Annotated in this window: 16 protein-coding genes; 11 read left to right on the top strand and 5 right to left on the bottom strand. The window is 54.8% G+C overall.

What is annotated here, in order from left to right; genetic code table 11:
• The first annotated feature begins 104 nt into the window (after positions 1-104).
• The 3 genes from ACW44H_RS05530 to ltrA all read left to right on the top strand — a co-directional run bounded on the left by ACW44H_RS05530 (position 105) and on the right by ltrA (position 2890).
• Positions 105-725 (top strand): hypothetical protein, encoded by a 621-nt coding sequence (locus ACW44H_RS05530; RefSeq protein ID WP_457507539.1) that lies wholly within the window; start codon positions 105-107, stop codon positions 723-725.
• A gap of 149 nt (positions 726-874) precedes the next feature.
• Complete coding sequence (locus ACW44H_RS05535; protein ID WP_457507541.1) at positions 875-1657, top strand: hypothetical protein; 783 nt, start codon at positions 875-877, stop codon at positions 1655-1657.
• A gap of 273 nt (positions 1658-1930) precedes the next feature.
• On the top strand, positions 1931-2890 hold the full coding sequence (gene ltrA / locus ACW44H_RS05540) for a group II intron reverse transcriptase/maturase (protein WP_457507542.1): 960 nt from the start codon (positions 1931-1933) through the stop codon (positions 2888-2890).
• Between the two features lie 37 nt (positions 2891-2927).
• Here the strand turns inward: ltrA and ACW44H_RS05545 are convergent, their stop codons facing one another.
• Positions 2928-3671, bottom strand: coding sequence for a Crp/Fnr family transcriptional regulator (locus ACW44H_RS05545; protein WP_457507544.1), 744 nt, complete (start codon positions 3669-3671; stop codon positions 2928-2930).
• Between the two features lie 637 nt (positions 3672-4308).
• Between ACW44H_RS05545 and ACW44H_RS05550 the strand changes: the two genes are divergently transcribed.
• Positions 4309-5046, top strand: a complete 738-nt coding sequence (locus tag ACW44H_RS05550; protein ID WP_457507546.1) for a glutaredoxin — start codon at positions 4309-4311, stop codon at positions 5044-5046.
• A gap of 1185 nt (positions 5047-6231) precedes the next feature.
• Here ACW44H_RS05550 and ACW44H_RS05555 read toward each other — a convergent pair.
• Positions 6232-7506, bottom strand: a complete 1275-nt coding sequence (locus ACW44H_RS05555) for a M20/M25/M40 family metallo-hydrolase (RefSeq protein WP_457507548.1) — start codon at positions 7504-7506, stop codon at positions 6232-6234.
• A 79-nt stretch (positions 7507-7585) separates the two neighbouring features.
• The gene (locus ACW44H_RS05560) at positions 7586-8470 is read right to left on the bottom strand and encodes a LysR family transcriptional regulator (protein ID WP_457507549.1); all 885 of its coding nucleotides are present in this window, start codon (positions 8468-8470) and stop codon (positions 7586-7588) included.
• A gap of 158 nt (positions 8471-8628) precedes the next feature.
• Here ACW44H_RS05560 and ACW44H_RS05565 point away from each other — a divergent pair, with 158 nt between their 5' ends.
• From ACW44H_RS05565 to ACW44H_RS05590, 6 genes are all read left to right on the top strand, one after another.
• Complete coding sequence (locus ACW44H_RS05565; RefSeq protein ID WP_457507550.1) at positions 8629-9594, top strand: TAXI family TRAP transporter solute-binding subunit; 966 nt, start codon at positions 8629-8631, stop codon at positions 9592-9594.
• Between the two features lie 21 nt (positions 9595-9615).
• Complete coding sequence (locus tag ACW44H_RS05570) at positions 9616-11526, top strand: TRAP transporter permease (protein ID WP_457507552.1); 1911 nt, start codon at positions 9616-9618, stop codon at positions 11524-11526.
• The gene (locus tag ACW44H_RS05575; RefSeq protein WP_457507554.1) at positions 11523-12929 is read left to right on the top strand and encodes an acyclic terpene utilization AtuA family protein; all 1407 of its coding nucleotides are present in this window, start codon (positions 11523-11525) and stop codon (positions 12927-12929) included. The genes ACW44H_RS05570 and ACW44H_RS05575 overlap by 4 nt, the downstream gene beginning before the upstream one ends.
• Positions 12916-13269 (top strand): AtuA-related protein, encoded by a 354-nt coding sequence (locus ACW44H_RS05580; protein ID WP_457507556.1) that lies wholly within the window; start codon positions 12916-12918, stop codon positions 13267-13269. Before ACW44H_RS05575 ends, ACW44H_RS05580 begins: the two co-directional genes overlap by 14 nt.
• A gap of 141 nt (positions 13270-13410) precedes the next feature.
• Complete coding sequence (locus ACW44H_RS05585; RefSeq protein WP_457507558.1) at positions 13411-14634, top strand: YbfB/YjiJ family MFS transporter; 1224 nt, start codon at positions 13411-13413, stop codon at positions 14632-14634.
• A gap of 86 nt (positions 14635-14720) precedes the next feature.
• The gene (locus tag ACW44H_RS05590) at positions 14721-16184 is read left to right on the top strand and encodes a sodium-dependent transporter (protein ID WP_457507560.1); all 1464 of its coding nucleotides are present in this window, start codon (positions 14721-14723) and stop codon (positions 16182-16184) included.
• Here the strand turns inward: ACW44H_RS05590 and ACW44H_RS05595 are convergent.
• Both ACW44H_RS05595 and ACW44H_RS05600 read right to left on the bottom strand, forming a co-directional pair.
• Positions 16146-17510, bottom strand: a complete 1365-nt coding sequence (locus tag ACW44H_RS05595) for a Y-family DNA polymerase (protein WP_457507562.1) — start codon at positions 17508-17510, stop codon at positions 16146-16148. The two genes, ACW44H_RS05590 and ACW44H_RS05595, sit on opposite strands and share 39 nt — an antisense overlap.
• Before the next feature lie 14 nt (positions 17511-17524).
• Positions 17525-17968: a LexA family protein gene (locus tag ACW44H_RS05600; protein WP_457507564.1), complete on the bottom strand. Its 444-nt coding sequence runs from the start codon at positions 17966-17968 to the stop codon at positions 17525-17527.
• Positions 17969-18228: 260 nt separating this feature from the next.
• Here ACW44H_RS05600 and glyA point away from each other — a divergent pair, with 260 nt between their 5' ends.
• Positions 18229-19494 (top strand): serine hydroxymethyltransferase, encoded by a 1266-nt coding sequence (gene glyA / locus ACW44H_RS05605; protein ID WP_457507566.1) that lies wholly within the window; start codon positions 18229-18231, stop codon positions 19492-19494.
• Positions 19495-19725 lie beyond the last annotated feature (231 nt).

The raw sequence follows: 19725 nt of genomic DNA on the forward strand, positions 1-19725 counted from the left end.
CTTTGAATCCACCCCAAAACCAACTAGCTTAATTGTTGTATAGCTTGGTTAAGATGATGCGAAGGCCAAGTTTAGTTTCATCTAATGACTAAAAGGAGTCGGTCATGTTTAAGAAGCTACTTATCACTGCAGCAATTTCTACCGCACTGGCCACGACTGGGTCTGCAATGGCTCAGCAGTGGGATCAAAATAACCAATCGCAGAATCAGGACCGCTACAGCCAAGACAATCAATGGGGCGATCAGAATCGTCAGAATGATCGCTATAATCAGGACCGCTACAATCAGGACAATCAGTGGCGCGATCAGAATCGCCAGAATGATCGCTATAATCAGGACCGCTACAATCAGGACAACCAGTGGCGCGATCAGAATCGCCAGGATGACCGCTATAGCCAGGACCGCTACAACCAGGACAATCAGTGGCGCGATCAGAACCGCCAGGATGACCGTTACCAGCAGGACCGCTACAACCAAGATAACCAATGGCGCGATCAGAACCGCCAGGATAACCGCTACCAGCAGGACCGTTACCAGCAGGATCGCTACCAGCAGGACAACCAGTGGCGCGATCAGAATCGCCAGGATAACCGCAATCAGCAGGACCGCTACAACCAGGACAACCAGTGGCGCGATCAGAACCGCCAGGATAACCGCAATCAGCAGGACCGCTACAATCAAGACAACCAGTGGCGTGATCAGAACAGTAACCGCTATAGCAATTAATGCTTTAAGAGCGTCCCCTTTAATAGGGTCGCCCGTAAGAGAGACGCCAGTAAGAACTTCATTATTAAGACAGTCGTTAGTAAGAAAGTCGATAGCATAAATGCCGACTGCCTTGAGTTAAGTGGTTACTAAAACTTTAGGAGTAATTTATGTTTAAGAAATTGATCATTGCGTCTGCTGTCACAACGGCTCTGGCTACCAATATGGCCGTCGCTCAAGATTGGGATAATCGCAACGATAATAACCGTTACGATAATAACCAACGAAATCAACAGAGTTACCAACAGAACTATCAACAGAACTATCAATCAAGGGATAATCAAGGCGGTCAGCAATACCAAAACGATCGTTACGGCGATAACTTCGATCAGAGCGACCGTCAGCGCAACCGGCATTGGGAAGATCAACAGCGCCAATACCAAAGCAATCGCTATGGAAATGATGACGAGCGCAGAAATCAACAGCGCAATCAGTCATCAATGGATCAAGATCGTCACCAGTATAGATCCGATGAGCACCACTATAACGATCAGCAAAGAGGCCAACGGCAGGGTCAATCACAAGCCAGTGAACAGGAATCCTACATCTTCTTTCAGGGTTACATCGAAGGTAAGCAAGAAGGGCTTGAACAGGGCCTAGTGAGAGGCTACCGGCAGGGCTATCTACAGGGTATGCAAGATGCTGCTCGTAGCCAGGACGCTAGTCAAAACACGAATCAGGGTGCCAATCAGAACTCAAATAGGAACCAAAGCAACACCGAAAGCGGCAATCAGCAAAATTCGACAAGCCAGCGCAGCGGAGGGGGGAATCAAACGCCTCCTAGGCCTGTAGGAACCGTCAGTTCCGAGAGTGCCGCTGAAATACTGAATTCGAATAACCAAAATGACTCGGAGTCGGACTCAGAGACAGACACAGAGTCTGAGGAAGATTAACGCGTCTGAGTAGGGTTATCGAACCTTAAGTATCGAGCTTTAAGTATCGAACTTTAAGTAAAGCAAGCCCAAGGTGCATGTTACCCATGCACCTTTTTAACGAGTGCACTTTTTTAACGAGTGCACTAGGCACGGCCATCAGCCGAGGCCCTGGTAGTTTATTGAGTAATACTGCCTAAAGGCCGGTTAACTACGGCACCAAGACCCGAATTTAAAAACCAAGACTCGAATTTAAAAACACAGGAGTAGGCGATAACGTCTCAAGGAACGAGCATGCAAACAGAACATGGCACGAATACCGTCATTCACCGAGAGGAACCGGAGCAGAAATCAGTGCCGCCAGTACCGCTGATGGAAGCTGTGTTAGCCGCACACAACATGCAACGGGCTTACCGCCGGGTGGTTGCCAACAAAGGCGCACCGGGTATCGACGGCATGACGGTGCAAACATTGGTGGATCACCTAAAACAGCACTGGTCAACGCTGCGAGAACAACTGCTGGCTGATACATACACCCCCCAACCGGTCCGTGCCGCGGTGATTCCCAAGCCTAAAGGCGGAACCCGACGGCTCGGCATTCCCACGGTGACGGACCGCCTAATCCAGCAGGCGCTGCTCCAGCTATTGACGCCAATCTTCGATCCTGATTTCTCTGAGTCAAGTTTCGGCTACCGCCCTAAACGCAGTGTTAAGCAGGCCGTTTCAGCCATGAAGTCCCATGTCGAGGCAGGCCACTACTGGGTGGTTGACCTTGATCTGGAAGCCTTCTTCGACCGAGTGAATCACGATGTACTCATGGCACGGGTCGCGCGGCGTGTTGAGGACAAGCGAGTGCTGCGCCTGATCCGTCGTTATCTGGAAGCCGGCACCTTTGAGCATGGCTTGATCACGCCGCGAAGGCAGGGGACGCCCCAGGGTGGGCCGCTTAGCCCGTTGCTGGCGAATATTCTACTGGATGACGTGGACAAGGAGCTGGAACGGCAAGGCCACCGCTTCTGCCGGTATGCCGATGACGTGCAGGTTTACGTCAAGAGTCGGCGTGCGGGGGAGCAAGTGATGGAAAGTCTGAGTGAGTATCTCAGCTCACTTAAATTAGCTGTTAACCGCGCTAAGAGCGCAGTTGATCGGCCATGGAAACGTGATTACTTAGGGTATCGCATTACCCTGGACAAACCGCCAGCGCTAACGCTTGCCAAGAATGAGGCCCCCTGTCACGTATCTGTACTGTCTTAATCGGCAGGGAGCCACCTTAGGCGAATTAGTGGATAGTTTACGATGTCGCTTTTTCATCAAGATGAAGGTAGAGGGGATCAAACTCGCCTGCTTCTTTTAATTTCTCCCAATCAGGGATCTTTATTTGCTTTTTATCGCTGATTATTAAGCCATCCGCACGAAGCGCCTGCAGAACCCTATTGACGTGAACCGGCGTCATACCCGTCGCATCAGCAAGCTCCGCCTGGGTAACAGGCATATTAAACGTACTATCCTCAGCCAACCCCACTGCCTTTAAGCGCATCATGAGCTCACAGATAATGTGAGCAATCCGTGCATAGCCTTCGCGCTGCCCGATATTCAACAGCCACTCTCGGAAGATAGCGGCGTCCACTAATGTTTCACGCCAAAAGGCAGAGGTAAGCCGAGGAAAGCGCTCACATAAACGATGCAGATCTTTGTGCTGTATATAGCCGACTTTGCAGGCGCTGATAGAGGCAATATTAATATCGGCGACCTCCAAATGTAGACTTTGCAGATCCGGGATATCACCGGGAATATGCATGGTCATTATTTGGCGTCTGCCCTCACGGGTCAGTTTATAGACACAGGAAAAGCCTCCAAGGAGCAAGCAGCACTGGCTAGGTTTATCACCCATTTTAACAATGTCTTGATGAGACTTGACATCGACTATTTGTATGGGTAATTCCAGAAGCGCCTGTTTTTCCTCGCTATTAAGAGGAAAGCTGAGTTCCAATTTGCTAATCATGAGATCATGATGAGGATGATGTGCTGTTGGCATGTTTGACTCCATATCTGGCAGAAATGAAGCTCCTATGCAACATTGTGTCTGCTTGTCTGCTAATTAGTTTTAATTTAAATAGCAACGCTGAAATTTCTGACGTAACTTCGCGTAACAATACGTTTCATATAAGTGTAGTTCAATAGCTTATATCAATGTGGAGTAATGGCGTTTTGAGCCAATAAAGGGCAATGCTTCCCACCTGGAGTGCTGGGGTGGGATAGGTTTCATACCAGTGGGAAGCAGTTGCGAGGGTGGTGTTCGAAATAGCTGGGTTGGGCGTTTTAAGTCAAGTGAGGCAAGCAGGTGCCGGTGTTGACATCATTCCTAACATAAGGGCCTGAATAGCTGCCTGAATAAGGGCGACAAGCGCTTTTTAAAAAGGCAGTCCGCCGCTGAAGCCAATGCCCAGTACGGCCACGACAACAACAACGATAACGACGATGGTAGTAGTAGACGGCATTTTTCTCTTCCTATGAGTAGTAAACGTGAATACAGCTTAGTCGCCATTGCGCAATTTCGCACCTTTGGGGAAAGGTCAGCGGAGTGGGCTACTGGCCATATCCTGACTACCCTTATAAGCAAATAGGTTATTTCTTAAAATATTTCTTCAAGCGAGCAACAAGGAGGCGACCACATGGAGACCGCACACGTTTATCGCATGAAAACGGCTGAGCACCTCTGCCCATTCGGTATGAAAACGGTCGATTTGTTGAAGCGAAAAGGGTACGAGGTTGACGACCACCCGTTGACATCCAGAGATGAAATTGATGCCTTCAAGGCCCAAGAGAAGGTAGATACCACGCCACAAACCTATATAGGTGATAAACGAATTGGAGGTTATGAAGAGGTGCGGGAGCATCTCGGAATGAGCGTGTCTAGCGCGAAGGAAGTCACTTATCGGCCGGTGGTCGCCATTTTTGTGACCGCTTTGTTAATTGGTTTAGCCGTTAGCTGGGCTGCCAATGGCACCTTGGTCGCGGCGCGGATGCCCGAGTATGCGGTAGCGACGGCGATGGTGCTGTTAGGTTTGCAAAAACTGCAGGACGTGGAAAGCTTCAGCACTATGTTCCTTAACTATGATCTGTTAGCGCAACGTTATGTCCCTTATAGCTACGTGTACCCCTACGCTGAAACACTGGCTGGGATCTTGATGCTGGCGGGTGCCTTGATTTGGCTGGCGGCGCCGTTGGCGCTGTTTATTGGTACGGTGGGCGCCGTCTCGGTTTTTAAAGCCGTTTATGTCGATAAGCGCGAGTTGAAATGCGCTTGTGTCGGTGGCAGCAGCAATGTGCCGCTAGGGTTTGTATCGCTTACGGAAAATATCGTCATGATACTGATGGGGCTATGGATGCCGCTTAGAATGTTGCTTTGAGCAGCTCCGATGGTGTCTTACCCTTTCGCAGCCGATGCTTGGGGAGCCAGCACAAGGCCCAGCGCGGCGGCTGGCCACCCGCTTTTGATATCATAAATATTCTCATTAAGGAGAATTAATCACGCCTACAAGATAGCGGTTTTTATCTTTTGAACTTGGCAAAAACTTATTTAAGTTACAAAAATAACCGAATTAAATAATTTTTTTTACCATTACATATCACAGGTTAGATAAACACACCGTTATAAAGCGCACAGTGTGCACACAGCGAAGGGAAATCGTGAAAAGGAAGAGCAAGCAAGGATTGCTTGAGTAGCACAAGGATGCACGAACAGGATGTTTGTGGTGCACGATCAGGGAAGACTGGATAAGGCCCGGCCAAGGAATGGCTGGGCTTTTTTTTAGCGAAAATATTACATATGTGTTAAACGATCATGACGTTTTAAATATGTTAGATTATTGCTTATTAAAAAGTAAACATTTTTTCTTAATTAGCCATTCCTTTTAGCGAGCAGCTTGGTTCTTAAGTATGCTTGTTAAATGTATTTAACTAGCACGCGTAGTGATAGTAGAGTGAACTTAGCTCACTCAGCGGGATCTCAATGGCCGTTCGGCAATTAAGGCAGCGTAAGGTGGTGCTGTCCTTGCCTGTCCCTTCTAAGCGAAAGTATTTGAAATGTGGGGTTTTGGGTGACTCTGCGTTGCCACAATGGCGACAGGTGACATCCAACCCCTTCACCTTATGACTAATGATAATATCTCGCACGCTGATCTCCTAACGCTAGGGTTAATGGTAGTACAAGCGTGGTAACATCCGTGTAGAAGTTTGTAGCTGTTGCTTCTTTAAATTATAAGCAACGTTAGCGATACGCGCTAGGTATAAATAAACGTCAATGAGTACACTAAATCGATGTTATAAAAACTATTTTTTATAACTAAAAAATTATTTTACTAGTTAATAACCTAGGTTAGTTAAGGTCTTTTTTAAAAAGCGCATTCTTCACATTAAGCACATGGAGGTGGCTTCAGGGAAGACAGCGCTAGGATGGCTTAATGCTTCAAGGAAACACAAACAGGATGTTTGTGGAGAAAGAGGAAGTTGTAATAAAGCCCCAGCCAAGGAATGGCTGGGGCTTATTTTTTATGCGTTTTGTTTAAATTATACGTTTGTTTTATTCTTCCGTTTTAATCTTCTGTTTTATTTTTACTTTCGCTCTCTTCGCTATCAGGTTTATCACTACCCTGATGGGTGAGTGGGCTTGCTTGATCCAGGCGCGGGTGGTTATCCAGGAACTCACGCGCTAGATTTGGCAGGGCATCCATGGCTTGTAGCGTATGGGTGAGAGCATGAATAGCCGCCAGCACATCCTGGGTATGGCCGGTTTCGGAGATGGTGTGCATGTTGCGGATGGGGAAGCCAATCGAGGTGGCGGCGCTGTCAATAGACGCCAGCACACCCGCCATGCCATCGGTACCCGTATCGACGCCAACAATATCGCGCTGCAGCGGGATATCCTGCTCTTTAGCGGCGGTGGCGATAATCCGGTTGAGCTGCTCGCTGGCAATAGAGCCCACCGACATGGTGAAGCCTTTACCCATTTCTAACGGCTGCATGCGCTTGTCGCCAATGCCAGGCGCGGCCACGTAGTCGTGGTTCACATCCACGCCGATGAGGGCATCAGGTTTCATCTCGCCGGCCATGACGCGGCTACCAAAGCGGCCAATCTCTTCGTAGCTGGCAATGGCAAACAGCACACGTACGTTTTTCGTACCGCCCGCTTCGGCGATAAGGCGCGCCACTTCAGCAGCCACAAAGCAGCCCAGGCCGTTATCCAAGTAAGCGCCGTAAAAGGTGTTGGGGCTAAAACCCGGGCGGATAGGGCGGTCAAAAATAATTGAATCACCCGGGCGTACACCCAGGTTCAATACCTGCTGCTTTTTATTTTCGCCATGAATTTGCAGGTCTAGATAGATCTGCTCTTTCTTGATGCCCTTGCTGCCATCGCGCTGCGCCGGATCTGAGAAGTGAATGGCGCCCAATGCTTCTACCGTGCCGCCTTCAATGCAGCGGTAACTGCCAGGGGCTTCCGGGTCTTCGCTGAACAGCTTCACTTCATGGCCGATCAGCACGGTGGGTAAGAAAGAATCAGTATTGATCCAGATCTTGCCATCTTCGCCAATCGAGCGCACCTGCATACGGATTTTATCCGCATGGCCGATCAGCATGACCTTGAACATATCGTCGCGGCCGGGGTGGGTGTCCAGCACAACCCCTGCGTTGCCCTTGAACTGGTGCAACTGCCAACCGCTGGGGGCAAAGCTTTCAAAATGTGGTTTGAGTACGCCGTACGTCATGGCGGCTTCGAGGCCCACAGGGCTTGGCGCAGCAAGAATATCGCGCATCAGCTTGAACTGCGCGTCGGGCATCGGTTGTGTCCAGGGTTTTGCAGTATCACTCATCGTATTCGCTCACTCATTAAGGTGGGTGTTGATCACCTCTAGTCTGCCAGATTCCTTCCTGGCTTGTAGAGGAAGCGCCTCATTCATAATCATGAATCAGTTGGCGCAGAGCGCTAGTGGCGGCGGAAGGAGGGTGGCGGCGGCTTAGTATAATGCCTAACTCCCGGCGGATAGTGGGCTCCACCAGCGGGCGGTGCTCAATGCCATCGGTGGCTATTTGTCGAAAACTAAGCGAGGGCAGCACGCTAATACCTAGGCCGGCAGCCACCATACGACCTACCGTGGCGATCTGACGCGCATCGCACAGGATATCCAGCCGCTCATCGATACTCTGCATAATGCGGTCGATATCCTGGCGCGAGCTGGAAAGGCGATTGATGCCAATAAACGGATAGGCGGCAAGTTGGCTCCAGGCAACTGCGGTTTGCGCCAACAGTGGATGCCCGCTGGGGCAAACGGCAACGTAGCTATCTTCGAGCACTGGCTCAAACGTAAGATCATCTGTATCGCTTGGCGGCACAGAAAGCCCTAAATCGGCACGACCCTCGCGTACCATTTGGTTGATCTGTTCGGCCAGCACATCGTGCAGGCTGAGATTAATACGCGGGTACGCCTCATGAAAACGCTTAATCACTCGCGGGAACAGCCCTGCAGCCAGCGTGGGCAGCGCGGCAACGGTAACCTTGCCGCGCTGTTTGGAAAACTGGTCGTTGAGATCCTCAAAAGCTTCGTTCCAATCATTTAATAGCCGCACGGCAACCGGCAGGAAAGCGTCGCCTTCCGGGGTGAGGGCAAGCTGGCGCGTCGTGCGGGCAAATAGCGCACCGCCCACATTTTCTTCTAGTTTACGCAGAGCAATGGAGATGGCCGGTTGGGAAAGGTGCACTCGCTCGCTGGCCTCGGCAAGGCTACGCGAATGGGCGACGGCAACGAAAACACGAAGCTGCTGGATGCTGGGATTCATTTATAAAGTAAAACATAAAATAAAAACTATTCAATATACAAAACAGAACTGGCAGACCATGCTGCTTCTATCGCGTGCAATCAGCTTCGCGATCACCGTTTTAAATAAAAAACCGCTCTACAATAACAATGGCTCGCTTCGCGAGCTTCGGAGACACAATGAAAACGCTACTTACCGCCATGGTGGCAAGCGCCGCGGTGCTGGCTGCTGCCACTTCCCATGCCGATGAGCGCCTGCTGATTGGTTCTACCTCGAGCTCCTCCAGCCACTACAGCTATTTTGTCGCAGTTAACCAGATCATCAACAACCAGGTCGAAGGCGTCAGTTCCTCTGTGGCTGAAACCGGCGCCACGGTGGATAACCTACGTCGTTTAGGGCGCGACCAGATCGATATGGGGTTGGTCACGACCAATACCGGTTATCACGCCTATGCCGGTGAGGAAGATTTTGAGGGCCGCCCGGTCGATAACCGCCTGCTATGGGTCTACACCGTCGCGCCACAGAACGCCGTGATGCGCCAGGATGCCAACGTAGAGACTTTCGCCGACCTGGAGGGCGTGCGTTTCAACCCCGGTATCACCGGCTCAGCCACTGAGAAAACCACCGAAGCGGTCATGCGTACCCTCGGTATCGAGCCAGATTACGTGCGTGGTTCCACCACCGATATGGTCGACGCCATGAAAGATGGCCGGGTGATGGGCTCGGTGAAGTCAGGGGTCGGCGAGCGTTTGGATGGCTCCTCAATGGATATCGCGACGTTCACCCCCATCAGCGTACTGTCTCTCGATGAAACACAGGCCGATACGCTGCGCAGCGAAATGCCCGACGTGGCGATTGTCGATGTGCCTGAGGGCGCGGCAGAGGGTATTCCCGCTTATACCACCTGGGCGTTTGGGGTTGCCGTTCACGCGCACCCGGATATGGATGAAGAGACCGCCTATCAAATCGTCAAAGCCGTGATGGAGAACCCCGAACCGCAGGTCAACGCCTTTGCCGCAATGAAAGATGCCGATATGGCGAAGATGACCCTGGAAGTTGGCACCGTGCCACTGCATGCCGGTGCGGCGCGCTATTTCGAAGAGCAGGGGTACGACATCCCTGAAGCCTTGCAGCCCGTTCAGTAAGGCCATTCGGAGAAGATGATCATGCGTGAGACAGTCACCAAAGGCTTGGCGCTGCTGTTGGGCGGGCTAATCCTTTATACCTCCGCCACTGGGCCGTTCGAGAGCTTGATTCAGCGGAGTATCTTTCTCGCGCTGGTCATCCTGCTAGGGCTTGCCGTGTACCCCTTGGGTGACGGCAAGCGCTGGCGCCCGCTGTGTATCGTTATCGATGTCGTACTGGCAGTCGGTGTGGTAGGCGCCTGCGGCTATGTGGCGCTTAACCACGAACAAATTCTCGTCGAACTCCCCTGGGCAACGCCCCGCGATATGCTGCTAACCGGCGTTCTGCTGGTGGCAATTCTTGAGCTTTCGCGCCGCGCCATTGGGGCTATTTTCCCCCTGCTGGTGTTAGCGGGATTAGCTTACGCGTGGTTCGGCGCGGCCATCCCCGGGCCGCTCGGCCACCGGGGGTTTGATCTCTACTACATGACCGAAACCATTTACCTGGGTGATCTAGGCGTGTGGGGCATGCTGGTGGGCGTTGCCGCCACCACCATTGCCGCTTTCGTGCTGTTCGGCTGTTTACTCCTGCACACCGGAGGCGGAAATACTTTTATGGATTTAGCGCTGCGTATCAGTGGTCGTTCGCCGGGCGGTGCGGCCAAAGTGGCCACGGTCGCTTCCGGGCTGTTTGGCATGGTCAGCGGTAGCGCGGTGGCCAATGTCGCCACCACCGGCAATTTCACCATTCCCATGATGAAACGCTTGAACTACCCACGCCCGTTCGCGGCGGGGGTAGAAGCAGTGGCCTCGACCGGCGGCCAAATCGCGCCGCCGATCTTAGGCGCGGCCGCCTTTATCATGGCGGAAATTTTAGGTGAAAGTTACCTGCGTATCGCCTTGGCGGCCTTGCTGCCAGCGATCCTGTTCTACCTGGGCGTGTTTGTCACCATCCACCTAGTGGCCAAGCGCCGTCAGCTACAGGTGGTACCCGATGATGAGCTGCCCAGTTGGGCAGACGTGATACGCCCTGAGCGGCTTATTCCCATTCTGGCGGCGTTGGGTGGGCTGTTTTACGGCGTGCTGAGCGGTCGTTCGATTCAAATGTCCGCTTTTTACGGCATCCTGATGACCGTGCTCACCTTTGTGCCTTTTGCACTGCTTTCCAAAATGCCCCTGCGTGACATACTGGGCAAACTGGTGGCGGGCCTGGTCGATGCTGGTAAAGGCATGGTGATTATCGGCGTGCTGTTGGCCGGGGCGCAGATTCTGGTGGCGATGATCGGTATGACCGGCATCGGCGTAACGCTGGCCAGCTTGATCGTCACGGTTGGCGGCGAATCGCTCTTCCTGGTGGCCTTTATCGTTGGCGGTGTGTGCCTAATTTTGGGCATGGGCATACCCACCACCGCGGCGTATGTGTTGGTGGCTTCAGTGCTGGCGCCAGCGCTCACTACCATCGGTGTCGAGCCGTTAATCGCCCACCTGTTCGTTTTCTACTTCGCCACGCTCTCGGTGATTACGCCGCCTGTCTGTATTGCGGTCTTCGTGGCCTCGGGCATTGCCGATACCAACTGGCTGCCTGCGGCAGTCGAGTCAGTACGCTTGGCGGCGGCGATCTATGTCATACCTTTCCTGCTGTTGATCTACCCAGCCTTGGCGGGCTTTGGCTCTGCCCTGGATATCGTCTTGGCCAGTTGCCAAGGCGTCGTGTTTGTTGTGGCATTTGCCGCACTGATGTCGCGTGTCGCCATGACAGGCAAGCGCGTCATCGATGTGCTGGCACTGATCGCGGTGATTGGGCTTGCACTAACGCCCGGCTGGCTGACGACGCTCGCAGCACTCGCCCTGATCATTGGGCTGTTTATACGCCGCCGTGCGCTGCTGGATGACGAGCCGGTGTCAGTCTCCGGCGGCCATTCTTCAATTCAAGCCAAGGAGACACAGCTATGAGTTTCTTGCTTGGCAGTGGTGCGGGCTTCTCCGGTGACCGTACCGATGCGGCCGTGGCCGTGGTGGCAGAGTTAATCAAGCGCCAGCAACCCGCCGCGCTGGTATTTGAAACCCTGGGCGAACGCACATTGGCCGCTGCCCACCGGGCAATGCGTGAAGACCCCGAAAGCGGGTTTGAGCCGCTGTTAGACGAACTGCTGGCGCCGGTGCTACGCGACTGCCTGGATCACGACATCAAAATTCTAGGCAACTTTGGTGCCGCCAACCCCAGTGGCGCCTGCCAGGTGATTGCGGAGTTGGCCGCCCAACTGGGCCGTGCCGATGTGCGCATTGCCCAGGTGCATGGTGATGATATCCGCCAGCAACTGCACAGCCTGGATCTACAGCGATGGGAAGCCGAACGGCTAGAGATGCCCAGCGATGACGCCTTGATTTCCGCCAATGTCTATTTGGGCGCCAAGGCACTGGCTGAGGCGTTAGCCATGCAGGCCGACGTGGTAGTCACCGGGCGTGTTGCGGACCCAGCACTGTTTTTAGCCCCGCTAATGCACCATTTTGATTGGCGATGGGACGATTGGGACCGCTTGGCCTGCGGCATGATGGCCGGGCACTTGGCCGAATGTGGCGCCCAGGTGAGCGGCGGCTATTTTGCCGATCCAGGCTTTAAAGACGTGCCTGGCCTCGCTACGGTGGGCTATCCGATCATCGAAGTAGAGCAGGATGGCAGCCTGATCATTACTAAGCCCGCCAATACCGGCGGCTGTGTCACCGAACAAACAGTGAAAGAGCAGTTGCTCTATGAAGTCCATGACCCGGCTAATTACCTGACGCCGGATGTCACCGTGGATCTCACCCATGCTGAAGTACGCCAACTGGCGCCTAATCGAGTGTCGGTTACCGGCATTCGCGGCAAGCCCGCGCCGGAACGGTTAAAGACCACTGTGTGCTACGAAGGGGGTTGGCAGGGCGAGGCGGAAATTTCTTACGCCGGGCCCAACGCGCTGGCACGGGCGCAACTTGCCGCACAGGTACTGCGCGAGAGGCTGGTGTTCCGTGCCCCCGCTGAGCTGCGAACCCGCTTGGATATCATCGGCCTGGCCAGCGTATTCGATAGCGATAGCGGCGAGCTTCAGCAAAGCACCGCGCCTTCCACCAGCGGTGATTACCGGCTGCGGCTAGCGGCCGAACACAGCGAGCGACGCTGGGTGGCGCGTGCCACCCAAGAGCTTTTGGCGCTTTATTGTGCCGGGCCTGCCGGGGGCGGCGGTGTGCGTCGTCAGTTCCAGCGGCGGGTGTTTACCGCTTCGTACCTGGTAAAGCGCAGCGACATTCATGCCCATGCCACACTGTTTGAGCCGTCGGCTCAGAATACCCACAGGAGCGAACGCTATGCGGCAAGTTGAACACACCCCGACCGCAGCGCGTCCGCTCACGTCGGTTTCACTTCATCAACTCGCCCACGCCCGTGCGGGTGATAAAGGCGAGCGGCTAAACGTGGCGCTGTTTGCCTATGACGCGGATCACTATGCCACCTTGCTGGAGCAGGTCACCGAAGAGCGAGTGCTGGCGCTGTTTGCCCACCGTGGCGCCAGCCGGGTGCGGTGTTATCCCTTGCCTAACTTGGCGGGCATGAACTTCGTGATCGATGATGTGCTGCAAGGCGGCGTTAACGGCGCACTCAATTTGGATGGCCATGGCAAAACGCTCTCGTTCTTGCTATTAAGCCTGGAGGTAACTCTTTAGCCCGGCCGCTCAAGCCTAGCCCCCCGACCTAGGTGGTCATGACGCGCTGTCCAAAACACCTTACTATGCATGAAATTGTATGCGCGCTAATCAATATAGCGTTAGCTAATATAATAAAAGCAGTGTTTAAGGAGCAGCCCGATGCCCGCAGCAACGCTAGGTTCCCAGCGCTTTAGAGTGCTATTGGCGGGCGTTTTTAGCCAGATATTGTGTGTGGGTATCGCCCGCTTTGCCTATACGCCGTTACTGCCGGTGATGCAGCAGCAAACCTGGATGGGTGACGCCGATGGCGGCTGGTTGGCGGCGCTCAACTACGCCGGTTATATGTTGGGCGCTGTATTGGCCGCTTCTATTCGCAGTGTTTACATCAAAGATACGCTATTTCGCTGTGGGCTCGTGCTGGCGGTACTCACCACCGCGGGCATGGCGCTCACTGAACACTTCTGGTTGTGGGCGGGGCTGCGTTTTCTGGCCGGTCTTTCCAGCAGTGCTTCCATGCTCCTGGCCTCCGGCCTAATCCTTCACTGGTTACTCCAACATCGTCAACGCGGCGAGTTAGGCATTCATTTTGCCGGCGTGGGGTTGGGCATGATTGTCGCAGCGGTCGCGGTTGAAATGATGCTGCAGCTATCGTTTAGCTGGCAGACTCAGTGGTGGGGCTTTAGCCTGCTGGGGGTGGTACTGCTGGTGCCTGCCTGGCGGTGGCTGCCGCGCCCGGAAAAACCGGTGGTGGGGGCGAACACGGCAAATGCTCAAGCGGCGATGCCACCCACCCGCACCTTTATGCGCTGGATGCTGGCTGCTTATTTTTGCGCCGGCTACGGCTATGTGATTAGCGCTACCTTTCTGGTGGCGATTGTCGAGCGTGAGCCGCTGCTGGCGGGAATGGGCAATTGGACCTTCGCCCTGGCCGGATTAGCCGCCGCGCCTGCGGTAATGCTGTGGGATTTAGTCGCCCGCCGGGTGGGCTATTTGGGTGCATTGATTATCGCCATGGGTATTCAAGTGGTGGGCATCGTGCTGCCTGCCATCACAGCCAATGCGGCGATCGTGCTGCTAAGCGCCGTGCTTTACGGCGGCACCTTTCTTGGCTGTGTCAGCTTAGTGTTGACGATGGCCGGCAGGCTTTATCCGGCAAGCCCCGCGCGGCTAATGGGGCAGATGACCCTGGCCTACGGTGCCGCGCAAATCTGCGCCCCGGCGCTAACGGGCATGTTGGCCGAAGCCTCCGGCCATTACGGTGTTGGGCTTTGGCTGGCAGGCGGCTTTGTAACGCTCGGCGCCGTACTACTGGCCTGTTTACGTCGCGTGGACCAAACCGCCCAGCGTTTGGATGCCGCCGCTAAAGCCACTGTCTATGCCTAAGGAGTGGGAGCTAATGGGGACTTAGTGGGCATTGCTCGCGAAATCCTCTAGCATGAGCCCCTTTTTCTGACAGGATAACTGGGCAAATGACCACGTCTGGGCAACCTCGCACTCAGTGGCTAGGCCGCTGGGGGTTTATATTAGCGGCAACAGGTTCAGCGGTTGGGCTGGGCAATATCTGGAAATTCCCCTATATCACCGGGGAGTTCGGCGGTGGTGCCTTCGTGCTGGTCTACCTGGCCTGCATTTTTGCCGTGGGTGTACCGGTAATGATGACCGAAATCGCCTTTGGGCGGCGTGGGCAGGGCAGCCCGGTGGATGCCATTCGCCGTGTGGTTAATGAGTCTGGCCGCGCATCGGCGTGGTCGCTGGTCGGCTGGATGGCCATGCTCTGCGGCTTTATGGTCCTGTCATTTTACGTCGTCGTGGCGGGCTGGTCGTTTTCTTATCTGTGGAAAATGCTAACGGGTGGCCTCGCGGGCAGCAGCGTCGATGATATGGCCGCAGTGTTTGGCGCCAATAACGCCAACCCACTGACGCTGGGTTTCTGGAGTACGTTAGTCACGCTGCTGACCATGCTGATTGTCGGCAAAGGCGTACAGAAGGGCATTGAGAAAAGCGTGAGCTGGATGATGCCGGGCTTGGTGATCATGCTCGTGGTGCTGATTGGCTTTGGCATGTTCTCCGGCGGCTTTGGCGATGCGGTCAGCTTCCTGTTTTCGTTTAACGCGGGCAGCCTTTCCAGCGAAGGCCTGCTGGCAGCGCTTGGCCACGCCTTCTTTACGCTCTCTCTCGCCTCTGGGGCGATTCTTACTTACGGCAGCTACCTGCCCAAAGGTGCCTCGATTGGCCGCACCACGGTGAGTGTTGCCGTGGCGGATACGGTGGTAGCGCTCATGGCGGGCCTGGCGATCTTTCCGGTCATTTTTGCCAACGGTATGAACCCCGGCGAAGGCCCCGGCTTGATCTTTATGAGCCTGCCGCTGGCCTTCCAGGCGATGCCGCTGGGCACGCTGTTCGGCAGCCTGTTTTTCTTAATGCTTTCTATGGCGGCGTTGACCTCGGCAATTTCCATGGTCGAAGCCACGGTTTCCTGGCTGTGTGATAACAAAGGCCTCTCGCGTCCGGCGGCCTCGTGGAGTACGGGTATTGTGCTGTGGTTAATCAGTACCCTGGCGATGTTGTCGTTTAATCTGGGCGCTGACTGGACGCTGGCAGGCAAAACCTTTTTCGACTGGCTGGATTACCTGACATCACGCTGGATGATGCCGCTGGGTGGCCTGGGCATGGTGGTGTTGGCGGGCTTTGTATTGAAGAGCGATACTTTCCGCGATGAACTAGGGCTTGCGCCGCTGCCCTATGCACTATGGCTAACCATGGTGCGCTACGTTAGCCCGCTCGGCATTGTGGTGATTTTTGTCGATGCGCTGGGCGTCTATCAAGTTTCATTTGCAGCGCATTGGCCGTGGCTGTTGGCAATTTTGGTGGCGATGGTGGCGCTGGGTGAAACCCTAAGCCCGCGGCTGCGCTCTGCGCTTCGCACTGGCTAGGGTTTGTTGCTCGCGCTGCTTTGTCTTTTCCTTCGCCTCGGCGGCGGCCAGCGCGCCGGGGTGAGTGCCCACTTTCATCAGCTCATCCCAGCGCGTGGTAAAGCGGTCAGAGCGGTGGGCGCAACGTAACTGCCAAGCCGCTGGGGCATCCGTCATACCAAAACTGATCGTGCCTTGCCCCATGCGCTGATTGATTTGGTCGACCGTGGCCATCAAAAACGGATGGCGATCACGGGTGGGCGGATGTAGCAGCGAAAGCTGATACTGCTCAGCGTCCACTAAATCGAGCAACATCACGCCCGCCTTCATAAACCGATAGCGGGGGCGGTGAATCTGCTCAAGCCCCTGGCGTACCGCGTCAAGAATCACTCGGGTGTCGTCGCTAGGTGAGGGCAGGGCGATGAGCGCTTGCGGAAAATATTGCGGTTGGTCACGGCGATGGCGGTTGGTTTTAAGAAATACCATTACCGCCCGGGCCAGGCTGCGCTGTTCGCGCAGTTTTTCAGCGCTACGCTGGGCGTGACGACGCAGCGCGTTATGCACTTCTGTAAAAGCGCCCGTCATTTGGCCGAATGAGCGAGAGGTCATAATGCGCTGGCGCGGTTGATCCAACGCGTTCATCTCCAGGCAGGGGATGCCGCGCAGTTCAAGCGCTGTGCGTGCCAACACCACCGAGAAGCGCTTGCGCAGCAGCTTTTCATCACTTTCACGTAAATCCCAGGCGGTGTTGACGCCGCCGATGGCTAAGCGCTCGGCCAGCCGACGACCAACGCCCCATACACTGCCCACCGGGGTGCGTTTTAGCAGTGCCTCGGTGGTGTGGTCTTGTCCATTCAGCAGGCAAACGCCTTCGTAGTGGGGGTCTTGCTTGGCAAGGTGGTTGGCCAGCTTAGCGAGCGTATGGGTCGGGGCCAGCCCGACACAGACCGGTAAGCCTAGGTGGCGGCGAATACGCTGGCGCAACTGCCGCCCCAGCGCCTCACATTGCTCTGCCGTTAACCCTTCTAAGTAGACGAACATTTCATCAATCGAGTAGGGGGCGATCTCTGGGCAGGCGTCACGCAACAATTGGGCTAGCCGTGCCGACATATCGCCGTAAAGCTCATAGTTAGAGGAGAGCAGATGGATCTCGCCGCGCTGGCGCAGCCCTTCAAGCTTGAAAGCTGGCGTGCCCATGGGAATGTCCAGCGCTTTCAATTCGGCTGAGCGCGCGATGACGCAACCATCATTATTCGACATAACGCCGACGGGCCGGCCTTCCAGGTGGGGCTGAAAAACGCGCTCGCAGCTGACATAAAAATTATTGGCGTCGACTAATCCGATCATCACTCTTCCTTAGCTCAACGTAAGTACTCGTGCACCACGGCACGCACCACACCCCATAATTGGCAGTCGCTGCCCTCAAGAGGAACGGGCGGGTAGTGCGGATGGGTTGAACATAGATGTGGGGTGCCCTGGTAAAGTGCGTAGCGTTTAATCAGCGCTTCGCCTTCCAGCATCGCGACCAAAATATGGCCCAGGCGCGGCTCAATACCACGGTCAACGATGAGTAAATCACCCTCAAAAATACCCCAGCCTTCCATGCTGTCGCCGGTGGCGGTGACATAAAACGTCTCGGTGGGGTTTTTGACCAGCCGGGTATTGAGATCCAGCGTGCACGGCTCGTAATCCTGCGCAGGCGAAGGAAAACCGCTAAAACCCGCGCGGCCTAAAAAAGTTAAATGCGGCAACGGCTGGGCGCTTAACGGCAAGGCGGGGGTAAAGTGAGATAGTTGGCCCGGCATTGTCGGTATCCTGATGTTTAAAGTATTGTATGAATATACAGTATTTTTTAACAGGAAAGAAAATGCAAATGGGTTGCGAGTTAAAGGTAACTAATCTTCTGTGATGACTGTCCACTCGGTCAGCATTTAATGGCTGGCTCAACATGAAGCACGCTCATGCACGACCTGACGCGGATGCGATGAAAGTCGCCTCAGGCTGCGTTATGATAGCGGCCTCGCTTCTCCCATGATGACCCTTTCTCGTTACGAGGTGCCCGCCGATGTTCAGCCGCGATATGACAATTGCCGGATTCGATGATGTGCTGTTTGATGCCATGCAGAAAGAGGTGGCGCGCCAGGAAGCCCACATCGAACTGATTGCTTCTGAAAACTACGCCAGCCCCCGCGTACTGGAAGCCCAGGGCAGCCAGCTGACCAATAAATACGCTGAAGGCTACCCCGGTAAGCGTTACTACGGCGGCTGTGAATTTGTCGATATCGCTGAAAACCTGGCGATCGATTACGCTAAAGAGCTGTTCGGCGCGACCTACGTAAACGTACAGCCGCACTCCGGCTCGCAAGCCAACAGCGCCGTTTTCCAGGCATTGGTCAAGCCAGGCGACACCATTCTAGGCATGAGCCTGGATGCCGGTGGCCACCTGACCCACGGCGCCAAGCCGAGCTTTTCGGGCAAGCACTACAATGCCATCCAGTACGGCCTGAATGACCAAGAGCTGATCGATTACGAACAAGTGGCCCAGCTTGCCCGTGAGCACAAGCCCAAAATGATCATCGCCGGTTTCTCAGCCTATTCACAAATCGTCGATTGGGCCAAGTTCCGCGAGATCGCTGACGAAGTGGGCGCTTACTTACTGGTCGATATGGCCCACGTCTCAGGCTTAGTTGCGGCAGGTGTTTACCCAAGCCCCTTGCCCCATGCCCACGTAGTCACCTCCACCACGCACAAAACCCTGCGCGGCCCGCGTAGTGGCGTAATTCTCTCCGCCGAAAACGACGCCGATATCGAGAAGAAGCTTCAGTCAGCCGTATTCCCCGGCGGCCAGGGCGGCCCGTTGATGCACGTGATCGCGGCTAAAGCAGTGTGCTTCAAAGAAGCCATGGCGCCCGAGTTCAAAACCTACCAGCAGCAGGTAGTCAAAAATGCCCAGGCAATGGCCAAGGTGTTTATCGAACGCGGTTACGACATCGTTTCCGGCGGCACCGAAGACCACCTCTTCCTACTCTCACTGATCAAACAGGGCGTCACCGGTAAAGATGCCGATGCGGCGCTAGGCCGTGCCCACATCACCGTGAACAAGAACGCCGTGCCTAACGACCCGCAAAGCCCGTTCGTCACCTCTGGCCTGCGCATCGGCACCCCGGCGGTAACCACGCGCGGCTTCGGTGAAGAAGAGTGTACCCAACTCGCTGGTTGGATCTGCGACATTCTCGACGTACTGGCCAAAGGCGAAGACACCAGCGCTATTGAAGCCCAGGTGCTGGATAAAGTAGCTGAGGTTTGCGCGCGTCTGCCTGTGTATAAATAAGCGACGCCTGCTATAAGTAGCTAGCCCAGCGTTCGATAGAGCCGCTGAAGACCACACTCTTCGGCGGCTTTGTCTTTTACGGCTACTGTAAGTACATATTGGAGGCTTCACCTGCTGATGGCCTGCTACGCCGTTTGTGCTGAATTGGAGCGGGTGGAGGGCAGCGTAACCTTGGCTTTCCGACCAGGTAGAGGGGCAGAAAGACTCGCCCCGCTTACACTGGATAAGGTA

The organism is Vreelandella sulfidaeris Esulfide1 (assembly GCF_054072535.1).